The organism is Thermotomaculum hydrothermale (assembly GCF_016592575.1).
Classification (GTDB): Bacteria; Acidobacteriota; Holophagae; order Thermotomaculales; family Thermotomaculaceae; genus Thermotomaculum; species Thermotomaculum hydrothermale.
Window position 1 is genome coordinate 1699555 of the sequence record NZ_AP017470.1, and the last position, 16547, is coordinate 1716101.

The following is a 16547-nucleotide window of genomic DNA, read 5'->3' on the forward strand; positions in this document are numbered from 1 at the left end:
CTAAAATACCAAAGAAAAAAATTCAACACTTGAGAAGATAATAATGAATTTTATTTGTAAAAAAGAATTTGCTGCTTATAATTTAACTAAGAAGTAAAATTTAAAAGGGGGAAAAATGAGTTTAGATTATTCAAAGCCCATAGAAATAGCCGAAGATATTTTCTGGGTTGGATATAAAATACCAGACGACTCTTTTCAATGCCATGTTTATTTAATAAGAAATGGAGACGAGTCTGTATTAATTGACCCGGGGAGCATGATTACCTTTCCTGTAACAATAAACAAAATCACCAGCCTAATCAATCTTAATGACATTAAATATATAATCTGCCACCATCAAGACCCTGACATAACTGGCTGTATTTCAACACTGGAAAAGCTTATTCCAAGAAAGGATAAATTTATAGTTACCCACTGGAGAACTCAGACTTTGCTTAAACACTATCAATGGGAGACTCCCTTTTATCTCGTTGAGAAGAACAAATGGAAACTATTTCTCAAAAATGGCAGGGTGCTTGATTTTATATTCACGCCATATGCCCACTTTGCAGGCGCATTCTGCACATTCGATAGAAAAACAAAAACACTATTTTCAAGCGACATTTTTGGCGGTTTCACAGAAGAATTCTCCCTCTTTGCAGAAGATGAAAGCTATTTTGCAAGTTTAAAAGCATTTCATGAACACTATATCCCAAGTAAAGAAATTCTCTTAAACGCATTAATTGAAATTGAAAAAAAAGAGCCTGAATTAATAGCGCCACAGCATGGCTCAATAATTAAAAAAGAGCTTATCCCATACATGATAAATAGATTGAAAGAGTTAAACTGTGGTCTATTTCTTTTAAGTTCTTACGAATCAAATATAGAAATTCTTTTAAAAACAAACCAGATAATAAATGCGGTTTTCAGTGAAGTAGTGAATAACAGCGATTTTTTAACTGTTTTAAGAAAAACATTTTCTACTTTAAAAGAAAACAATATTCCCATTAGAGACATTATCACCTATGTGTACGATAAGGGAGAGAAAGGAAAAGAATGGTATGATATTTTTTCAGTAATAAAAGGAGAAATCTCTCAGAAGGAAACATCTCATCATAAAGCAATTATAAAAAATTTAGTGGAAGGGATACAATCTCCTAAATGTATGAGAAGAATAAAACTTGTTACAGATACACTTGACGAATATCAAAATATTTTTTGTATCCCCCTAACCTCAAAGCGAGAAACTTTAAAAGCTTCTGCATACTTTATAATGGAAAAAGAGTTAAGCGATAAAGACAGAAAAACTGTTGAAGAAGCATTAGACAAACTTATCCATCCGATTTCCTCTTCTTTAGCAAATGAAGTTTTAATTAAAGAGTTAGGAGAGGAGAAAAAAGAGCTTTTCAATACTGCAATACATGACTCTCTTACAGGACTAAAAAACAGAGTATTTCTTGACAGTATTGCCTCAAATGAAATTTCAAAAGCTATAAGGTACGAATACCCTATTAGTGTTATTATTTTTGATATTGACCACTTTAAAACTGTTAACGACACATACGGCCACCTTGCTGGAGATTTCGTCCTTCAGGAAATATCAAAAATAATCAAAGCATCATTCAGAACAACAGACTATGTTATTCGTTACGGAGGCGAAGAAATTGTAGCAATTCTACCTTACGCTAAGGAACAGGATGCTTGCAAAAGGGCTGAACATATTAGAAAAATGATAGAAGGCAAAGAGTTTGTAATAGGGAATAACATTATTAAAACAACTATTAGCGCAGGAGTTTATGAAAGGAGAGACGAAACTGATATATACGAAATAATAGGAGCAGCAGACAAAAGGTTGTACAGGGCAAAGGAATCAGGAAGAAATAAAGTTATTTGTAAAGATTAAAGCCTATTCAAAATCCTCAGGAAAGAAAATCTGCTCCCTCTCTAACTTAACACCAAATTTTTCGTAAACCTTTTTTTTGCACAAGTGATATTAAATCTTTTATATCCTGAGAAGTGGCATTGCCTAAATTTACAATAAACCCTTTGTGCTTTTCAGACACCATTGCATCTCCAACCCTTAATCCACCGCATCCTGAATCCTCAATCAACTTCCCAGCATAGTATCCTTTAGGCCTCTTAAAAACGCTTCCAGCATTTGGGTATTCAAGGGGAAATTTTTTCTCCCTTTCTTCCTTAATCTTTTTCATTAAAGAAAGAATTTGTGCTTTTTCGCTACGGCTTCCTTTAAAAACAGCATCAAGCACAATAAATCTTTTCCTTTTGAAGATTGAATTTCTATATCCAAATTCACATAAATTCTTTCTAAAAACAAAAACCCTTCCATCTCTACCCATTGCCCTGACTTTGCATATAATATTTGCGAACTCCCCGTAATTGTTGCCAGCATTCATAATAATTGCCCCACCTACACTGCCAGGTATATTGTACGCAAATTCAAAACCTGATATACCCTTCCCACAAGCAAAATCTGCAAGTTTTTCAAGACTGACTCCCGCTTCTGCAAAGATTTTGCCCTCTTTAAAAGAGATTTTATTCAATTTTTTAGTAATACAGACAATCCCTTTAACACCTGTGTCGCTAACAATAACATTTGCCCCACCGCCTAAAATGTAAAAGTGGATATTCAATTTTTTTGCAAAAAGAAATGCCTGCTTTAATTTTTCCGTTGAGTCGGGAAAGACTACAAATTCAGTTTTACCGCCTGTTTTGTATGAAGTAAACTCTTTAAGTGAAAAATCTTCAAAAAACTCTATATTTTTAAAATTAAAAAAATCAATCAACCTTTTTCTTACTGTTCTGTTCATAACCCATCACCTTTTGTATGTCAAAACGGCATATTTTGAATAGCACCTATTACAATCAAATCTCGATTTTTTATAACACCTTTAATATCTTAAAGTTAGAAAATTTATTGCATTTATCTTTTCTGGCATTAAAATTGCATATTTATATACGACAGCCTTCTCCCAAATTATTTGGGAAAAACCGGGACAAATAATCCCGGTTATTTTTTTATACATTCAAATCAACCTTTTTCCCATCAATAATATCCTGATAGGTATCAAGTATTGGGTCAATCTCATTTCTCAGAAACTCTTCAACCTGAGACGGCGCCCTTCCAATAAACTCTTCAGGTTTAAGAATTGACATAATCTCTTCCCTGTTTAAGGGAATCCTACTGTCTTCTGCAAGAAAATCAATAAGCGGGTTTTTATCTGCCCCCTGCTTTATAGCATCCATTGCTTTGTGAGAGTATTGCCTTATAACCTCGTGAATCTCCTGCCTGTCAGCACCTTTTTTAACAGACTCCATTAAAATATTCTCAGTTGCCATAAACGGCAATTCCCTTGCAACATGAGCCTCAATAACCTTTTCGTTAACCCTCAAGCCATCAGTTATATTTGCGTAAATCAAAAGCAATGCATCAGCGGTTAAAAATGCCTGTGGGATAACAATTCTTCTGTTTGCAGAATCGTCAAGGGTTCTCTCAAACCACTGTGTAGCTGCGGTGAAAGCAGTGTTGTCTGCCAGAGAAATCAAATACCTTGCAAGTGCCGTCATCCTCTCACTTCTCATTGGGTTTCTCTTGTAAGCCATAGCGGACGAGCCAACCTGCTTTTCTTCAAAAGGCTCTTCCATTTCCCTGTCATGCTGCAAAAGCCTTAAATCATTGCCAAATTTTGAGCACGATACAGCAACCTGCCTCAAAACATGAATAACATCGTCGTCAATCTTTCTTGTATAGGTTTGCCCTGTAATAGTTAAACTCCTGGGAAAACCCATTCTTTTAACAACAATCTCATCTAACTGCTTAACTTTTTCCTCATCTCCGTCAAAAAGTTTTAGAAAACTTGCCTGTGTACCTGTTGTGCCCTTAACCCCCCTTGCAGGAATTCTGCTGAGAAGAAGGGAAATCAATTTAAAATCAATAAGCAAATCCTGTAACCACAAAGCAGCTCTCTTCCCAACAGTTGTTAATTGTGCCGGCTGGAAGTGAGTGAAACCCAAAGTAGGCATATGGCGATAATCACAGGCAATCTTCCTCAAATTGCTCATAACCTTTAAGAGCCTTTTTCTGACTAATCCAAGCCCCTCTTTCATCTGAATTAAATCTGTATTATCACCGACAAAGGCAGAAGTTGCCCCAAGGTGAATTATTGACATAGCGGAAGGTGCAACCTTACCAAAGGTGTGAATATGTGCCATTACATCGTGCTTTAACTCTTTTTCCTTTTTAGCCGCATATTCAAAATCAATGTCATTGAGATGCTCTCTCATCTCCTCAATCTGCTCATCTGTTATAGGCAAGCCTAAATCCTTCTCCGCTTCAGCAAGGATAAGCCAGAGTTTTCTCCATGTCCTGAATTTGTTTTCATCAGAAAAGATATAAGCCATCTCTTTTGAGGCATACCTTGTAATAAGTGGGTTGTTGTATTTTTTTCTTTCCATCAAACTTCCTCCGAACAAATATATTCTTTCAAAAAATTATAACGGAATATTCCCGTGTTTTTTAGGTGGCAATGTATCCCTTTTGTTATCAAGTGATTCAAGAGCCTTAATCAGTTTAACCCTGGTGTTTTCAGGCATAATTATCTCATCAACAAAACCCATCTCCGCTGCGGTATATGGATTTGCAAACAGTTTTTTATAATCCTCAACAAGCTTTTTTCTCAACTCTTCCGGATTATCTGATTTTGCCAATTCTTTTTTATAGAGGATATTAACTGCCCCCTCAGGCCCCATAACGGCAATTTCAGCTGTTGGATAAGCAAAGTTATAGTCTGTCCTGATATGTTTTGAAGCCATTACGCAGTAAGCACCACCATAGGCCTTTCTTGTGATAATAGTAATCTTTGGCACAGTTGCCTCAGAAAAAGCGTAGAGAAGTTTTGCACCGTGAACAATAATTCCGCCGTGCTCCTGATTTACCCCCGGTAAAAATCCAGGCACATCTTCAAATGTAATTAGGGGGATATTAAAGGCATCGCAAAATCTCACAAATCTTGCTCCCTTCCTTGAAGCGTTTATATCAAGCACACCAGCAAGGTAATTCGGCTGATTTGCAACAATACCCACCGGCCTTCCGTTTAACCTTCCAAAACCAACAACAATATTCTTTGCAAAGTGTTCGTGCACCTCAAAGAAGTAATTATCGTCAAGAACAGGCCTTATTATGTCTCTAATGTCATAAGGAAGGTTTGGATTATCAGGAACAACAGTGTTTAATTCAGGGATAACCCTATCAACCGGGTCATTACAATCCTTCCTTGGCGGCTCTTCCATGTTATTTGAAGGCATAAAGGAAAGCAATTCCCTTATACAAGCAAGGCATGCTTTATCATTTTCAAGTGCAAAATGGGCAACACCTGAAATCTCATTGTGTGTCCTTGCCCCCCCTAACTCCTCTTTTGTAACCTCTTCATGGGTAACTGTCTTTATCACATCCGGCCCTGTAACAAACATATAAGAGGTGTCTTTAACCATCAAGGTAAAATCTGTAATTGCAGGGGAATAAACAGCACCACCGGCACAGGGCCCCATAATTGCTGAAATCTGAGGAATAACACCTGATGCAAGAGTATTTCTCAAAAATATATCAGCGTACCCACCTAAAGAAACAACACCCTCGTGAATCCTTGCACCTCCAGAATCGTTAAGGCCAATAATCGGCGCCCCAACTTTCATTGCCAAATCCATTATCTTGCATATCTTTTTAGCGTACATCTCTGAAAGTGAACCGCCAAAAACGGTAAAATCCTGAGAAAATACATAGACAAGCCTTCCGTCAATCCTCCCAAAGCCTGTAACAACACCGTCCCCAACAATTTTCTTTTTATCCATCCCAAAGTTGTCACATCTGTGAACGACAAACCTGTCAATCTCTTCAAAAGTCCCTTTATCTAAAAGAAGTTCAATCCTCTCCCTCGCTGTCAACTTCCCTGCTGCATGCTGCTTTTCTATCCTCTCTTTACCACCACCTAAAAGAGCCTTTTCATTTCTCTCTTTTAATTCTTTTAACTTTTCTTCAAGAGTCATCTAATCCCCCTCTTACCGTTTTTGCAAACCTGTCTCTAATCTATCAAAAAAAGGGGGATTTTACAATTTTTAAAAGAGATAAAAAAGGGAATGAATTCAGTAACAAAAAATGTTATTATTCGTGTTTTTCTTTCTCACCTGTATCCTTTTCTTCTTTATTTTTTTTGTTCATACCTATAATAAAAAACAAACCTCCTAAAGCAATAAATACAATTCCTAAAGACCCAAATTTACTACTTAAAGTGGTTGTAAAAATAACCCCTAACGCTATTAAAACAATTCCTAAAAACAACATTCTTCGCCATTTTTCCATCATTTACCTCCTATTTCATTAAATGCTGTTTACTTATACGAAAAATATAATCAAAAGTTTATTATTTTTTATAAAACAACCTTCCCGTTACAAGCAAACTTATAAAAACAAAGATAGCAAAGACAAAACTGCTTATTGCAAATTGCATTCCGCCTGATAAAATATGCCCGCTTGTGCAACCGCCTGCCATCCTTGCCCCAAAAATAAGGATAAAACCGCCTAAAAATGCATAGATTAACCTTTTTACCTTTGAATTGCCCTTTGTTTTCTCCCACCTTGGATAAATATATTTAAAAGCAAACTCTTTCTTTATTAAAGCAAAAACAAAAGCGCAAACAATTGCACCTGCAAGAAAAATTACTTCCCAGTGTCCAGGCTTCTGGATTTTAAGAAAGTATGGATTATCAGTTAAACCGAAAATTTTATCTGCAACATAAGGAAAAGCGGTTGATGCCCCAATTGGCCTGTTTTGAACAACCTCTAAAAAAACAATTGGGTTTAATATTCCAAGCATTATGCCTGAATAAAGCCATTTTTTATCCTTTTTCCCTTCCAATTTATTAAGGTAAAATGCAAGTGCCATTAATGCTATCCCGACTATAACCGCAACAATGTAAAAGATTATCACCTGCCCACCTATTATTTTTTCAAGGTAAACCTTACCGAAATTTGGCCCTAAAATACCTTTAATTGAAGGCAAAACAAGAGTAAAAACAAGGCCACCAAATAATCCGCCTATTATTCCAACAATAGCATCAACAGAACCCTCTCCCGCTGAAATTGCAAGAGTACCCGGGCAGTAGCCTAATATTGCCATGCCAATACCGAAAAGTATTCCACCTAAAACAACTCCCCCTAAAATAAAGGGTTTAACATGATATGTTGCAAGCATAAAGCCAATTTCAAAAGGCAAAATTATCATACCCAACCCTATTGCAAAAGCCATTGCCTTTGCTACAGTTAAATCTTCCAGTGTTGCCATTCCGCTGATTGTTTCAAATTTGTTTAACCTTGCGTAAATTATTGCAAAACCAAATAAAACCCCCAGAACAAAAATCTCTAACATATCCCCTCCTAAGAATATTTCTTATTTCAAATTTACTCTTTTTTCATCACCATTTCAATAAAAAATTTTTACAAAAAAATAAAGTTTAAGTATAATTAGAGTGATTATGGAGGAATTATGAGTGAATACAAATTTTTAATAAACATAAACGAAGTTAAAAAAGGCACTCCCAGACAGGTAAAAATGGGATTAAAAAAACTCACGGTTTACTTTAACGGTGAAAAATACTTTGTCTTTGACTCCCATTGCCCCCACGCAAGGGCTGATTTAACAAAGGCAAAGTATGATAAAAACCAGGTAAAATGCCACTGGCACGGATACATCTTCAACCTTGAAAACGGTGAGGGGAAGGGAAATAATTTCCATTTAAAACTCTACAAGGTTAAAATAGAAGACGACAAGATTTTTATAAAGGAAAAGAAGGAAGAAAAAGAGGATTTACTGCTTTTTCCTGAAGTTAAATTCAAGGGGGATAAAAATGATAAGTGATTTAAGATGGATAGCGTGGGAGGTAACCCCAAGGTGTAATTTATCATGCGTGCATTGTCGATCATCTTCAACAATGCACCTGCCAGAGCCTATGGATACAAAGCAGGCAATGGAGGTTTTAGATAAAATAGCAGATTTTTGTAAACCTGTGCTTGTACTTTCCGGTGGAGAGCCTCTTTTAAGAAAAGACCTTTATCAGCTTGCTCAAAGGGGGACAGATTTAGGCTTTAGAATGTGCATAGCAACAAACGGCACCCTTATAAATGACGAGCACTGTGAAAAAATGAAGGAAACGGGGATAAAAATGGTATCCCTATCCCTTGACGGAAGCACAGCAGAAGTGCACGACAACTTTAGAAATCACAAAGGGGCGTTTGAAGGAATTTTAAGGGGGATTGAGTTTTTAAAGAAACACAATATTCCATTTTTAATAAATTCTTCATTTACAAAAAGAAATATGCACGACATAGAAAACACATACAAACTTGCAAAAAAATTAGGGGCAACAGCATGGTATATGTTTATGATTGTGCCGACAGGCAGGGGAAAAGAAATAATGGAAGAGTTAATTCCACCTGAAGATTACGACAGGATTTTAGAATGGCACTATGAATTGGAACAAAAGGAAAAAGATATTTTAGTAAGGCCAACCTGCGCACCACACTATTACAGAATTTTTATTGAAAAGAAACAACAGGAAGGAAAGGCCGCAAAGAGAAGGGACTTAACCTTTTCAACAAAGGCAAACAAAGGCTGTGTGGCAGCACAGACAATATGCCTTATTAGAAGCGATGGAGAGGTTTTACCATGCTCATACTTCCCTGTATCAGGCGGAAATATATTTAAGCAAAGCCTTGAAGAAATATGGAATGGTGAGTTGTTCAGCGGATTAAGAAACTTTGACAATTATAAGGGAAGATGCGGGGCATGCAAGTACAAGGGAGTCTGTGGAGGATGCAGGGCAAGGGCTTACGCTGTTTACGGAGACATTTATGAAGAAGAGCCTTTCTGCACATACATCCCTGAAGGATACACAGGCGGCATAAAACCGTTTGATATTTATTAGGTTAGGTTATGGGTACTGGGTTGGGATTGGGATTTTGGGTTTTGAATGTTAAATTATAGATTGAGGAAGAAAACTTTTTTAAAAAGATGTTGGATTTTGGATGATGAATTATGGATTAAGGTAAAAATCCTTTTATTTAAAGAAATTCTTCCTCAATCCAAAATCTAAAATCTATAATCAAGAATTTATAATAAAATTAATGTTTACTTTATCAGGACGAGACACTAATACCAAATACCTTATTTACCCAGAATCCAATACCTAAAACCCTATTCATTCACTTTCAGCAGAGATTACAACAAAGCCTCCTTCACCTATTCCCTTTTTAGGCTGTTCTATATCTTTAATTTCAGATGGCAGGGAAAATAGAGTCTGGTAAAAGTTAAAATTACCAAAGCCTGCCTGTGTTAACATTGAAATAACCTTAAATGCTGAATAAAAACTTGCATCTTTATAAAAAATACTTGACTGCTTTTTCTCAAGATAAAATTGCCCTAAAAAACTCTCTTCGTCAACAAAGCCAACAATTATTTTACCCTTTTCCTTCAAAACCCTCTTGGCTTCAAGAAAAGCCTTTAAAGGCTCATCAAAATAGCAAACTGTAACCACAATCAATACAAAATCAAATACACCTGTTTTAAATGGAAGTTTTTCCCCTCTGCCGATTACCGTTTCCACCCCTCTTCTTTTCGCAAATTCAGCCATTTTAAATGAAGGGTCTATTCCGTACTTAACCCCTAAAGGAGAGGCAAATCGCCCAGTGCCAACACCAATCTCCAACCCAACACCCTTTTCAGGCACAACCCTCTTCAATGCCTCCAACTCAGAGAGATAAACAAGTTTATTCCTTTCATACCAGTTGTCATAATCTTTTGCATAGCTATCAAAAATTCTGTATTTCATATTTTTATTATAGCATTTTACATTAAAATACTGTCGACAATTCTATTTAACTTTTTTGGTTATTCTTTAAAAAATTTTTAGAGATTTTCAACAATAAACCTGTTTCTATTTTAATTCTTACAACAACTAATTTTTGTTTTTTTGAGCAACAACTACATATCCTGTACCTAAATCAGTTGAGAAAAAAAGCCTTTGAAGTAAATAGAAAGGGAACATAAAAAAATCATTAAACAAAAATCTAAAAATTAACGAACTGTTTCTGTCCACTCCACTATTTTTACTTAACTCTTCTTTTGTTATATTTTTATCTATTTTTTTCATTTTCTTTGCTATAACAACATTCATCAACCTATCTGTAATCTCTGTTAAAGGGAATCCATAACTTATTATTTTTATTAGAGTTAAATCAAATTTGTCACATAAGCGTACAATATCTTTCCTCTCATATCTCCTATAATGCCCCGCCCATTCATCACTTATACTCCACTTACTCATATTAGATGGAACTGACAAAATGATAAACCCGCCACTTTTTAGTAAATTTACCCAATTGGCAAATTCTATTTCATCATTTTCTATATGTTCTAAAACCTCAAATGCCATTAAAATATCAAAGTCGGCATAGTTTAAAGCGTCTTCAAAACTATTTAAAAGAAATAGGCGCTTCTCTTTCAGATAATTTGATAACCTTTCTTTTGTCAAAGCTTCCGCATCTTTTGACAATTCAACTCCGTAAGCAACCCCCCCTTTTTCAAGCACTAACTTCAGAATTTCGCCTGCACCATATCCTATTTCCAGACACTTTTTACCTTTCACAAAATCTTCTTTCAATATTGTTTTTAAAACGCTTTTTCTTAACATAAAACGAGGTGTCGGAATCCATACCTTTTTTTCACTCAAATTTGCACCTCCTTTAAAAATAATTATATCTAATAAAAACATTTTTTGTAACATACCGCAAAATAGTCGCATTTTTTTAAAAAACCTTTTTTTATTTCTTTCGTAAAAAAAGAGGAACAAAACTTTAGGGGAGAAATTATGAAAAGAATCTTTGCGCTTTTTCTTTTATTAGCATTTTCGCTTTCAGGCCTTTCTCTAAATTACACAATAAGCGTTAAACTTAATCCAAACAAAAAAACAATTCAGGGAAAAGAGATAATTATCTGGGAAAACAATACGGAATCACCAGCAGAAATTATTCCCCTTCACCTTTATATCAATGCTTTTCAAAACAATAAGACTGTTTTTCTATCTGAATCCGGAGGTAAACACAGAAATTACAGGCTTAAAGGAAAAGATATTGACAAATACGGATACTGCAAGGTGTTGGCTGTTACGGTTAACGGAGAGGATTTTTCAAAGAATTTTAAATACCTGACGGAAATTAAAAACCCTGAAAAGCTAAATGTTTTCTGGCCAGACGAAACAACTAAAATTAGAGTAAAACCTGATAACACAATAGGGATAATCTTTTTAAAACAGCCTGTAAAAAAGGGAGAAGCAGTAAAAATTGAGATAAATTTTGAAACAAAATTTCCCCACATCTTTGCAAGAACAGGTTACTGGAAAACATTTTTTATGGCTGGCCAATGGTTTCCTAAAATTGCAGTTTATCAAGGGGAAAGGGGATGGAATTGCCATTTATTCCACCTGAATTCTGAATTTTTTGCAGACTTTGCAGACTATAATGTCTCAATAACTGTTCCTGAAAAATACATTGTTGGGGCAACAGGTATTAAAATAAGCGAACAAACAGAGGGAAAGAAAAAAACATACAAATTTAAGGCAGAAAATGTTATTGACTTTGCATGGACAGCCTGGAATTACTGGCAGGTTGCCTATGACAAATGGAACAATGTTCCTCTTACCTTGCTTTATCCACCTGGATTAAAGCACACTGTAAAGAGGCAGTTTAAGGCTTTAAAAGCAGCACTTAACGCTTACGGGGATTTAACAGGCCACCTATATCCATACCCCCACTTTACCCTTGTTTGCCCACCACCGCAAGCAATGGGGGCAGGGGGGATGGAGTACCCAATGCTTGTAACTGGCGGATTCCCATCTTACAAAATCCCGAAAGGAATGAGATTTCCTGAAATGCTAATTATTCACGAATTTGGGCACAACTACTTCTATGCAATCTTTGCCACAAACGAATTTGAAAACGCCTGGATGGATGAGGGAATAAACTCTTTTGCAACAGCATACGGAATTGAAAAAGGCTATGGAATGCAGATTGATTTACCCTTCCTTAAAGTTCCCCCTTACACAATGGAAAGGTTAGGCTTTAGTCAATACAAGGGCAAGGAAGCGCCGTCAAAGGCATCCTGGGAATTTATATCAAATGGCGTTTATTCAACTTTATCGTACGCCAAACCGACAATCTATTTAAGAACACTTGAAAACCTTGTGGGAGAAAAGAAATTCAAAGAGATTTTCAACCTCTATTACAACAAATTCGCCTTCACCCACCCAACCCCTGAAGACTTCTTCTCCTGCGTAAAGGAAATTGCAGGGGAAAAGTATTACAACTTTATAAAACAGGCAATTACAACAGGCTCAAGGCTTGACTTTGCAATATACACAGCAAAATCTGAATTAGAAAAGCCTTTAAGCGGATACGACTTTAAATTCAACCCTGTAAAAGCAGATAAAGAGAAAAAGGAAAACAAAAAAAAGGAAACATACATAAACAGAGTTGTTGTTGAAAACAGGGGAGACTTTAAAAACCTTCCTGTTGAAGTGCTTGTGGTGTTAAAAAACGGAGAAAAAAAGACATTTAAATGGAACGGAGAGGGAGACTGGAAGGCTTTTGAATTCAAATCAAAATCGCCAATATCTTACGCTTTTGCAGACCCGAAAAAGGTTTACGCCTGCGACAACAACCTTGCAAACAACATAAAATCCTTCACCTCAAAAACAAACAAGGCAATAACAAAAACATCTCTTGCACTTGCGTCTGCTATTCAATTTTTTATAAACATATTAACTTTAGGAATATAAGGGGGAAGCAATGAAATATTTAAAATATATCTGGAAAAACAAGCAAACTGCTATTCTTCTTTACCTTGAAGACTTTATAATGTTTCTTTTAGTCTTTATCCCGATATTCACAACAATTAAATCTTCGGCAAGGAGAAACTATTACTCTATAAACTTCACCGTTGACTATGTTGCAGACATACTCCCTAAAATGAGGGGAATAGGCGCTTATGCGGTAATCATTGCAATACTTCTTCTTGTTTACTTCATTGTGAGGATACTTCTTTTATCCGGCATATTCTCAAAACTTATTGACGAAAATGTAAACTGCCTGAAAAAATCACCTGAAAACTTCTGGAGATTTTTAGGGCTATTCTTCATTTACATAATAATCTTTGGAGTTTTAAGCGGGATTATAGGATTTCCTTTAAAAAAAATGATGGACAACACTGTAAATGTAAAAACAGCGTACATCTTGCAACACATTAAACTTGTTTTAACACTCTTAATAGGGTTAATAATCTCACTATTTCACAACGCAGCAAGAGTAAAAACTGTTATGGAAAACAGATTCAAAGCATTCTCAAAGCCTGAAAGAGTGCTGCCATTTTTTGGATACCAGATAGTTGAGGGGATAATTACCTTTATTGGCCTGCTTATAACCTATAAAATCTTTATCCTCAACGGCTGGCTTGCAATAATATTTGCCTTCATTCTCTTTCAACTTACAATCTTTCTCAAAATCCTCTTCAAACTCTCATCCTACAAATCACTAACATAAAAAAGCGGGGCTTAACGCCCCGTTTCTAAATCTCTTTATGAAAATTATCTGAAAAGGCTTAAAAAAATTAACCCTAAAATAATTATCCCGATAACTCCCAAAGACAACAGCCATAAAACAAATAACACTAAAATTTCAATCAAATACCCCCCGCTGTTTTCAGAATCATCAATATATTAAAAATTTCTAAAGTGACAAATCCATTTTTTTATTTAGAATAAACTCCCAAAAACACACTAAAAAAACAACCAACAACTAACTCAAAGCATGACACAATATATAGTATTGTTTTCTTCTTGACAACACAAGATATATTACTATATTTTTATTGGGCTAAAATTAGCCCAATAAAATTGAAGGAGGAATAAATGAAAAAGACATCTTTTCACGTAGTGCCCCAAAAAGGGAAATGGGCTATTAAACAAGAAAAAAAAACCCCATTGCAATCCACTAGAACAAAAAAAGAAGCAATTGAAAAAGCAAAAAAAATCGCAAAAAACAAAAAAACAGAATTAATCATACATAACAAAAATGGCAAGATTTCTAATAGAAACAGTTATGGAAACGACCCATGCCCACCAAAAGATAAAAAATAACTATACAGGATTAAACAATGAAAGAATACGAAATTTTTCATGATGAATCAAAAAAAAATGGATATTGGCATTGTTTTTATTTCATTCCTATCCAAAGAAAAAAAGAAATAACAAACAGTTTAATTGAAATTAAAAGAAAAATCGCACCAAAAGCAGGTGAAATTTCGGTAATGTCAAGTTAATTGTGTCAGGCATGGGAAGCCTTCCGGGAAAGAGAAGAAAAAAAGCGATTAAAAGAAGAAGAATACCTCAAACTCCTTGATTGATACTTCTCATTCTTGTCTGTGAAGAAAATGTAAAGAAACTTCTCTGCACTTTGTTCATTTTGAAAAAATCCTCGTATTCGTATGTAATCTTTTAACTCTTTAAAACACCTTTCCATCCAGTTTGTTGTTCTGAAGTAACTTCTTATCTCATCAGGGGCAAGGAGAAAGAATGTATAGTTATCAACTTTTGCCTTAATGTTTTTTAAAAACCTGTATATCTTTTTCCATTTTTCAATAAATGCAAGAAGTTTGGTTTTCCCTTCTTCCCTGCTTTCGCATTTCATTATCTCGTCTAATTCTTCTTTTATTTTCTCAAAATGATGTTTTCTTACTCTGTTTTTTATGTTTCTTTTCAGGTGAAACCAACAAAGTTGGTGCATAGTCTCAGGAAATTCTTCTTTTATCGCTTCAGATAAACCTGTTAAATCATCACTTATAATCAGTTTTACTCCTTTTAAGCCTCTTTCTTTTAAATCCCTGAATATTTCCTGCCAGAGGGATGCTTTTTCGTTTCCTCCAGGAAGAAAGTATCCTAAAATTTCTCTTTTACCGTCTTCAGACAGGCCCAATACTGCATATACTGCCTCTTTTGCCACACTGTCTCTTTTTAATGAAAATGTATGTTGCGTCTATGTATAGCACGGGGTATGTTTTTGTTAATCTTCTGTTTTTCCATTTTTCAATTACTTCTTCAGATATTTCACTTATCCTGCTTACATATTGAGCGGATATGTTAGCCCCTATGAGATTTTTAATTACCCCTGCTGTCTTTCTTGTGGATACTCCTGCTATAAACATTGCCTCCACAATATCTTCAAGAAAAAACATTACCCTTTTTCTCTGGGGAAGCCATTTAACCTTAAACTGACTGTCTCTTGTTCTTGGAATTTGCAATTCAATCTCTCCTAAAAAGCTTTTAGGCGTTCGCTTATAATAACCGTTTGCCCTTGTTTGGCCTCTTGCTTCTTTTAAGTATCTTTCCCTCTCTTCCAACAACATTTCCTGCAACATTTTCTTGAAAAATTCTTTAAATTGAGTGAAAATTAAATCACTCATTGGTGGTACCTCCTTTCGGGAATTTTTCTTCTGAGGTTATTTTAACCTCTCCTTCCCGAAAGGAGTTTCTTTTCTCCCTGACACAATTAATGTTACACTGCCGAAATTTCATTTAAAAAATTAAATAAAGGCAAAAAAACAAATCACGGCATTCCAAACATAATCAAAAGTTGGCTATCTTATGCCATTGCCACATTGCACCAAAACAACAAAAAAAATATTTATTATTATTCAGATAGTATTCATAACTCTATTTACAAACTGGAAACCCCTATTTGTGCAAAATTAACCGTGTTAAGAATTGAAGATGAACACAAAAATATGTATGAGAATTTAGATGAATTACAAAGAATAGAAACGACTATGAGAATAGGAATTAAAAGTGGATTGCACGGGTTATTTTTCAATGAACCTGTAATTATAAAAAATTTCTATGTAGATGGAGATGAGCATTATCAAGGATTTTATAATAGAAGTTTAGACTATTCAAGAATAATTAAAAAACTCAATCCCCAATTAAAGAAAAACATTATAATTGACGAAAATTGCAAAATAATTCCTATTGCTAGAAAAAACTCTAATCCGAATGATGAAAATAGACTCTTAATACAAATTACGGATATTTTACTAGGAAGTATTAGATTTTTTTTATTAACAGGTAAGTTACACACAAATAAAGTGAGATACTATGCGACGGAAAGTATAATCAAACTATTATTAGAGAGAGGAAACTATTGCAATATAGCACGAATGAGAAACAGTCGTTTTTATAGGGCTTTTTCGATAACTAACGCAAAAATTAAAAATAACAAATGGCAATTCAACTGTCTAAAAAAAGAAAAAGAACAACAACCAATGCTTTTCTAAAAAACTAATTGATTTATCAACTTTAATAAAGGACTTAAAAAGCAAGTGGGAAATGAATTATCTGGACAGAATTGACAAACAACTTGAGAATCTCCGCGAAGAAGTAATAATTGCAATTGAAAA

At 34.9% G+C, this 16547-nt stretch carries 15 protein-coding genes and 1 pseudogene; 8 read left to right on the forward strand and 8 right to left on the reverse strand.

What is annotated here, in order from left to right; genetic code table 11:
• Positions 1 to 115 precede the first annotated feature (115 nt).
• Complete coding sequence (locus tag TTHT_RS07830) at positions 116 to 1882, forward strand: oxygen-binding di-iron domain-containing protein (RefSeq protein ID WP_201327418.1); 1767 nt, start codon at positions 116 to 118, stop codon at positions 1880 to 1882.
• Positions 1883 to 1928: 46 nt separating this feature from the next.
• Here TTHT_RS07830 and murB read toward each other — a convergent pair whose 3' ends face one another.
• The 5 genes from murB to TTHT_RS07855 all read right to left on the reverse strand — a co-directional run bounded on the left by murB (position 1929) and on the right by TTHT_RS07855 (position 7418).
• The gene (gene murB, locus TTHT_RS07835; protein ID WP_201327419.1) at positions 1929 to 2807 is read right to left on the reverse strand and encodes a UDP-N-acetylmuramate dehydrogenase; all 879 of its coding nucleotides are present in this window, start codon (positions 2805 to 2807) and stop codon (positions 1929 to 1931) included.
• A 208-nt stretch (positions 2808 to 3015) separates the two neighbouring features.
• On the reverse strand, positions 3016 to 4452 hold the full coding sequence (gene purB / locus TTHT_RS07840) for an adenylosuccinate lyase (RefSeq protein ID WP_201327420.1): 1437 nt from the start codon (positions 4450 to 4452) through the stop codon (positions 3016 to 3018).
• A gap of 36 nt (positions 4453 to 4488) precedes the next feature.
• Positions 4489 to 6039 (reverse strand): acyl-CoA carboxylase subunit beta, encoded by a 1551-nt coding sequence (locus TTHT_RS07845; RefSeq protein ID WP_201327421.1) that lies wholly within the window; start codon positions 6037 to 6039, stop codon positions 4489 to 4491.
• A 115-nt stretch (positions 6040 to 6154) separates the two neighbouring features.
• A complete protein-coding gene (locus TTHT_RS07850; protein WP_201327422.1) occupies positions 6155 to 6352 on the reverse strand; it encodes a hypothetical protein in 198 nt (65 codons plus the stop codon).
• 61 nt (positions 6353 to 6413) lie between these two features.
• Positions 6414 to 7418, reverse strand: a complete 1005-nt coding sequence (locus tag TTHT_RS07855; RefSeq protein ID WP_201327423.1) for a YeeE/YedE thiosulfate transporter family protein — start codon at positions 7416 to 7418, stop codon at positions 6414 to 6416.
• Between the two features lie 117 nt (positions 7419 to 7535).
• Here TTHT_RS07855 and TTHT_RS07860 point away from each other — a divergent pair, with 117 nt between their 5' ends.
• Both TTHT_RS07860 and TTHT_RS07865 read left to right on the forward strand, forming a co-directional pair.
• Positions 7536 to 7907, forward strand: a complete 372-nt coding sequence (locus tag TTHT_RS07860; RefSeq protein ID WP_201327424.1) for a Rieske (2Fe-2S) protein — start codon at positions 7536 to 7538, stop codon at positions 7905 to 7907.
• Positions 7897 to 8973 carry a radical SAM/SPASM domain-containing protein gene (locus TTHT_RS07865; RefSeq protein WP_201327425.1) on the forward strand — a complete coding sequence of 359 codons (1077 nt, stop codon included), beginning with the start codon at positions 7897 to 7899 and terminating at the stop codon, positions 8971 to 8973. Before TTHT_RS07860 ends, TTHT_RS07865 begins: the two co-directional genes overlap by 11 nt.
• 273 nt (positions 8974 to 9246) lie before the next feature.
• On the opposite strand, the gene TTHT_RS07870 is transcribed toward TTHT_RS07865, so the two are convergent.
• The gene (locus tag TTHT_RS07870; protein ID WP_201327426.1) at positions 9247 to 9876 is read right to left on the reverse strand and encodes a class I SAM-dependent methyltransferase; all 630 of its coding nucleotides are present in this window, start codon (positions 9874 to 9876) and stop codon (positions 9247 to 9249) included.
• A 126-nt stretch (positions 9877 to 10002) separates the two neighbouring features.
• The gene (locus TTHT_RS07875; protein ID WP_201327427.1) at positions 10003 to 10776 is read right to left on the reverse strand and encodes a class I SAM-dependent methyltransferase; all 774 of its coding nucleotides are present in this window, start codon (positions 10774 to 10776) and stop codon (positions 10003 to 10005) included.
• Between the two features lie 138 nt (positions 10777 to 10914).
• On the opposite strand from TTHT_RS07875, the gene TTHT_RS07880 reads away from it, so the two are divergent.
• From TTHT_RS07880 to TTHT_RS07895, 4 genes are all read left to right on the forward strand, one after another.
• Positions 10915 to 12879, forward strand: a complete 1965-nt coding sequence (locus tag TTHT_RS07880; protein ID WP_201327428.1) for a M1 family metallopeptidase — start codon at positions 10915 to 10917, stop codon at positions 12877 to 12879.
• A 10-nt stretch (positions 12880 to 12889) separates the two neighbouring features.
• Positions 12890 to 13639, forward strand: coding sequence for a hypothetical protein (locus TTHT_RS07885; protein ID WP_201327429.1), 750 nt, complete (start codon positions 12890 to 12892; stop codon positions 13637 to 13639).
• A 368-nt stretch (positions 13640 to 14007) separates the two neighbouring features.
• On the forward strand, positions 14008 to 14235 hold the full coding sequence (locus TTHT_RS07890) for a DUF2188 domain-containing protein (RefSeq protein WP_201327430.1): 228 nt from the start codon (positions 14008 to 14010) through the stop codon (positions 14233 to 14235).
• A gap of 17 nt (positions 14236 to 14252) precedes the next feature.
• Positions 14253 to 14417, forward strand: coding sequence for a hypothetical protein (locus TTHT_RS07895; protein WP_201327431.1), 165 nt, complete (start codon positions 14253 to 14255; stop codon positions 14415 to 14417).
• A 5-nt stretch (positions 14418 to 14422) separates the two neighbouring features.
• Here TTHT_RS07895 and TTHT_RS07900 read toward each other — a convergent pair.
• Positions 14423 to 15557 (reverse strand): annotated as a pseudogene (locus TTHT_RS07900) (IS256 family transposase).
• 321 nt (positions 15558 to 15878) lie between these two features.
• On the opposite strand from TTHT_RS07900, the gene TTHT_RS07905 reads away from it, so the two are divergent.
• Positions 15879 to 16424 carry a hypothetical protein gene (locus TTHT_RS07905; protein ID WP_201327432.1) on the forward strand — a complete coding sequence of 182 codons (546 nt, stop codon included), beginning with the start codon at positions 15879 to 15881 and terminating at the stop codon, positions 16422 to 16424.
• The last annotated feature ends 123 nt before the right edge of the window (positions 16425 to 16547 follow it).

Bases quoted from the DNA above. Each gene is read 5' to 3' on its own strand.
- TTHT_RS07830 (WP_201327418.1), top strand. From the start codon at position 116: ATGAGTTTAGATTATTCAAAGCCCATAGAAATAGCCGAAGATATTTTC.
- TTHT_RS07845 (WP_201327421.1), bottom strand. From the start codon at position 6,039: ATGACTCTTGAAGAAAAGTTAAAAGAATTAAAAGAGAGAAATGAAAAG.
- TTHT_RS07905 (WP_201327432.1), top strand. From the start codon at position 15,879: ATGTATGAGAATTTAGATGAATTACAAAGAATAGAAACGACTATGAGA.
- purB (WP_201327420.1), bottom strand. From the start codon at position 4,452: ATGGAAAGAAAAAAATACAACAACCCACTTATTACAAGGTATGCCTCA.
- murB (WP_201327419.1), bottom strand. From the start codon at position 2,807: ATGAACAGAACAGTAAGAAAAAGGTTGATTGATTTTTTTAATTTTAAA.
- TTHT_RS07885 (WP_201327429.1), top strand. From the start codon at position 12,890: ATGAAATATTTAAAATATATCTGGAAAAACAAGCAAACTGCTATTCTT.
- TTHT_RS07895 (WP_201327431.1), top strand. From the start codon at position 14,253: ATGAAAGAATACGAAATTTTTCATGATGAATCAAAAAAAAATGGATAT.
- TTHT_RS07870 (WP_201327426.1), bottom strand. From the start codon at position 9,876: ATGAAATACAGAATTTTTGATAGCTATGCAAAAGATTATGACAACTGG.
- TTHT_RS07880 (WP_201327428.1), top strand. From the start codon at position 10,915: ATGAAAAGAATCTTTGCGCTTTTTCTTTTATTAGCATTTTCGCTTTCA.
- TTHT_RS07865 (WP_201327425.1), top strand. From the start codon at position 7,897: ATGATAAGTGATTTAAGATGGATAGCGTGGGAGGTAACCCCAAGGTGT.
- TTHT_RS07890 (WP_201327430.1), top strand. From the start codon at position 14,008: ATGAAAAAGACATCTTTTCACGTAGTGCCCCAAAAAGGGAAATGGGCT.
- TTHT_RS07855 (WP_201327423.1), bottom strand. From the start codon at position 7,418: ATGTTAGAGATTTTTGTTCTGGGGGTTTTATTTGGTTTTGCAATAATT.
- TTHT_RS07850 (WP_201327422.1), bottom strand. From the start codon at position 6,352: ATGGAAAAATGGCGAAGAATGTTGTTTTTAGGAATTGTTTTAATAGCG.
- TTHT_RS07860 (WP_201327424.1), top strand. From the start codon at position 7,536: ATGAGTGAATACAAATTTTTAATAAACATAAACGAAGTTAAAAAAGGC.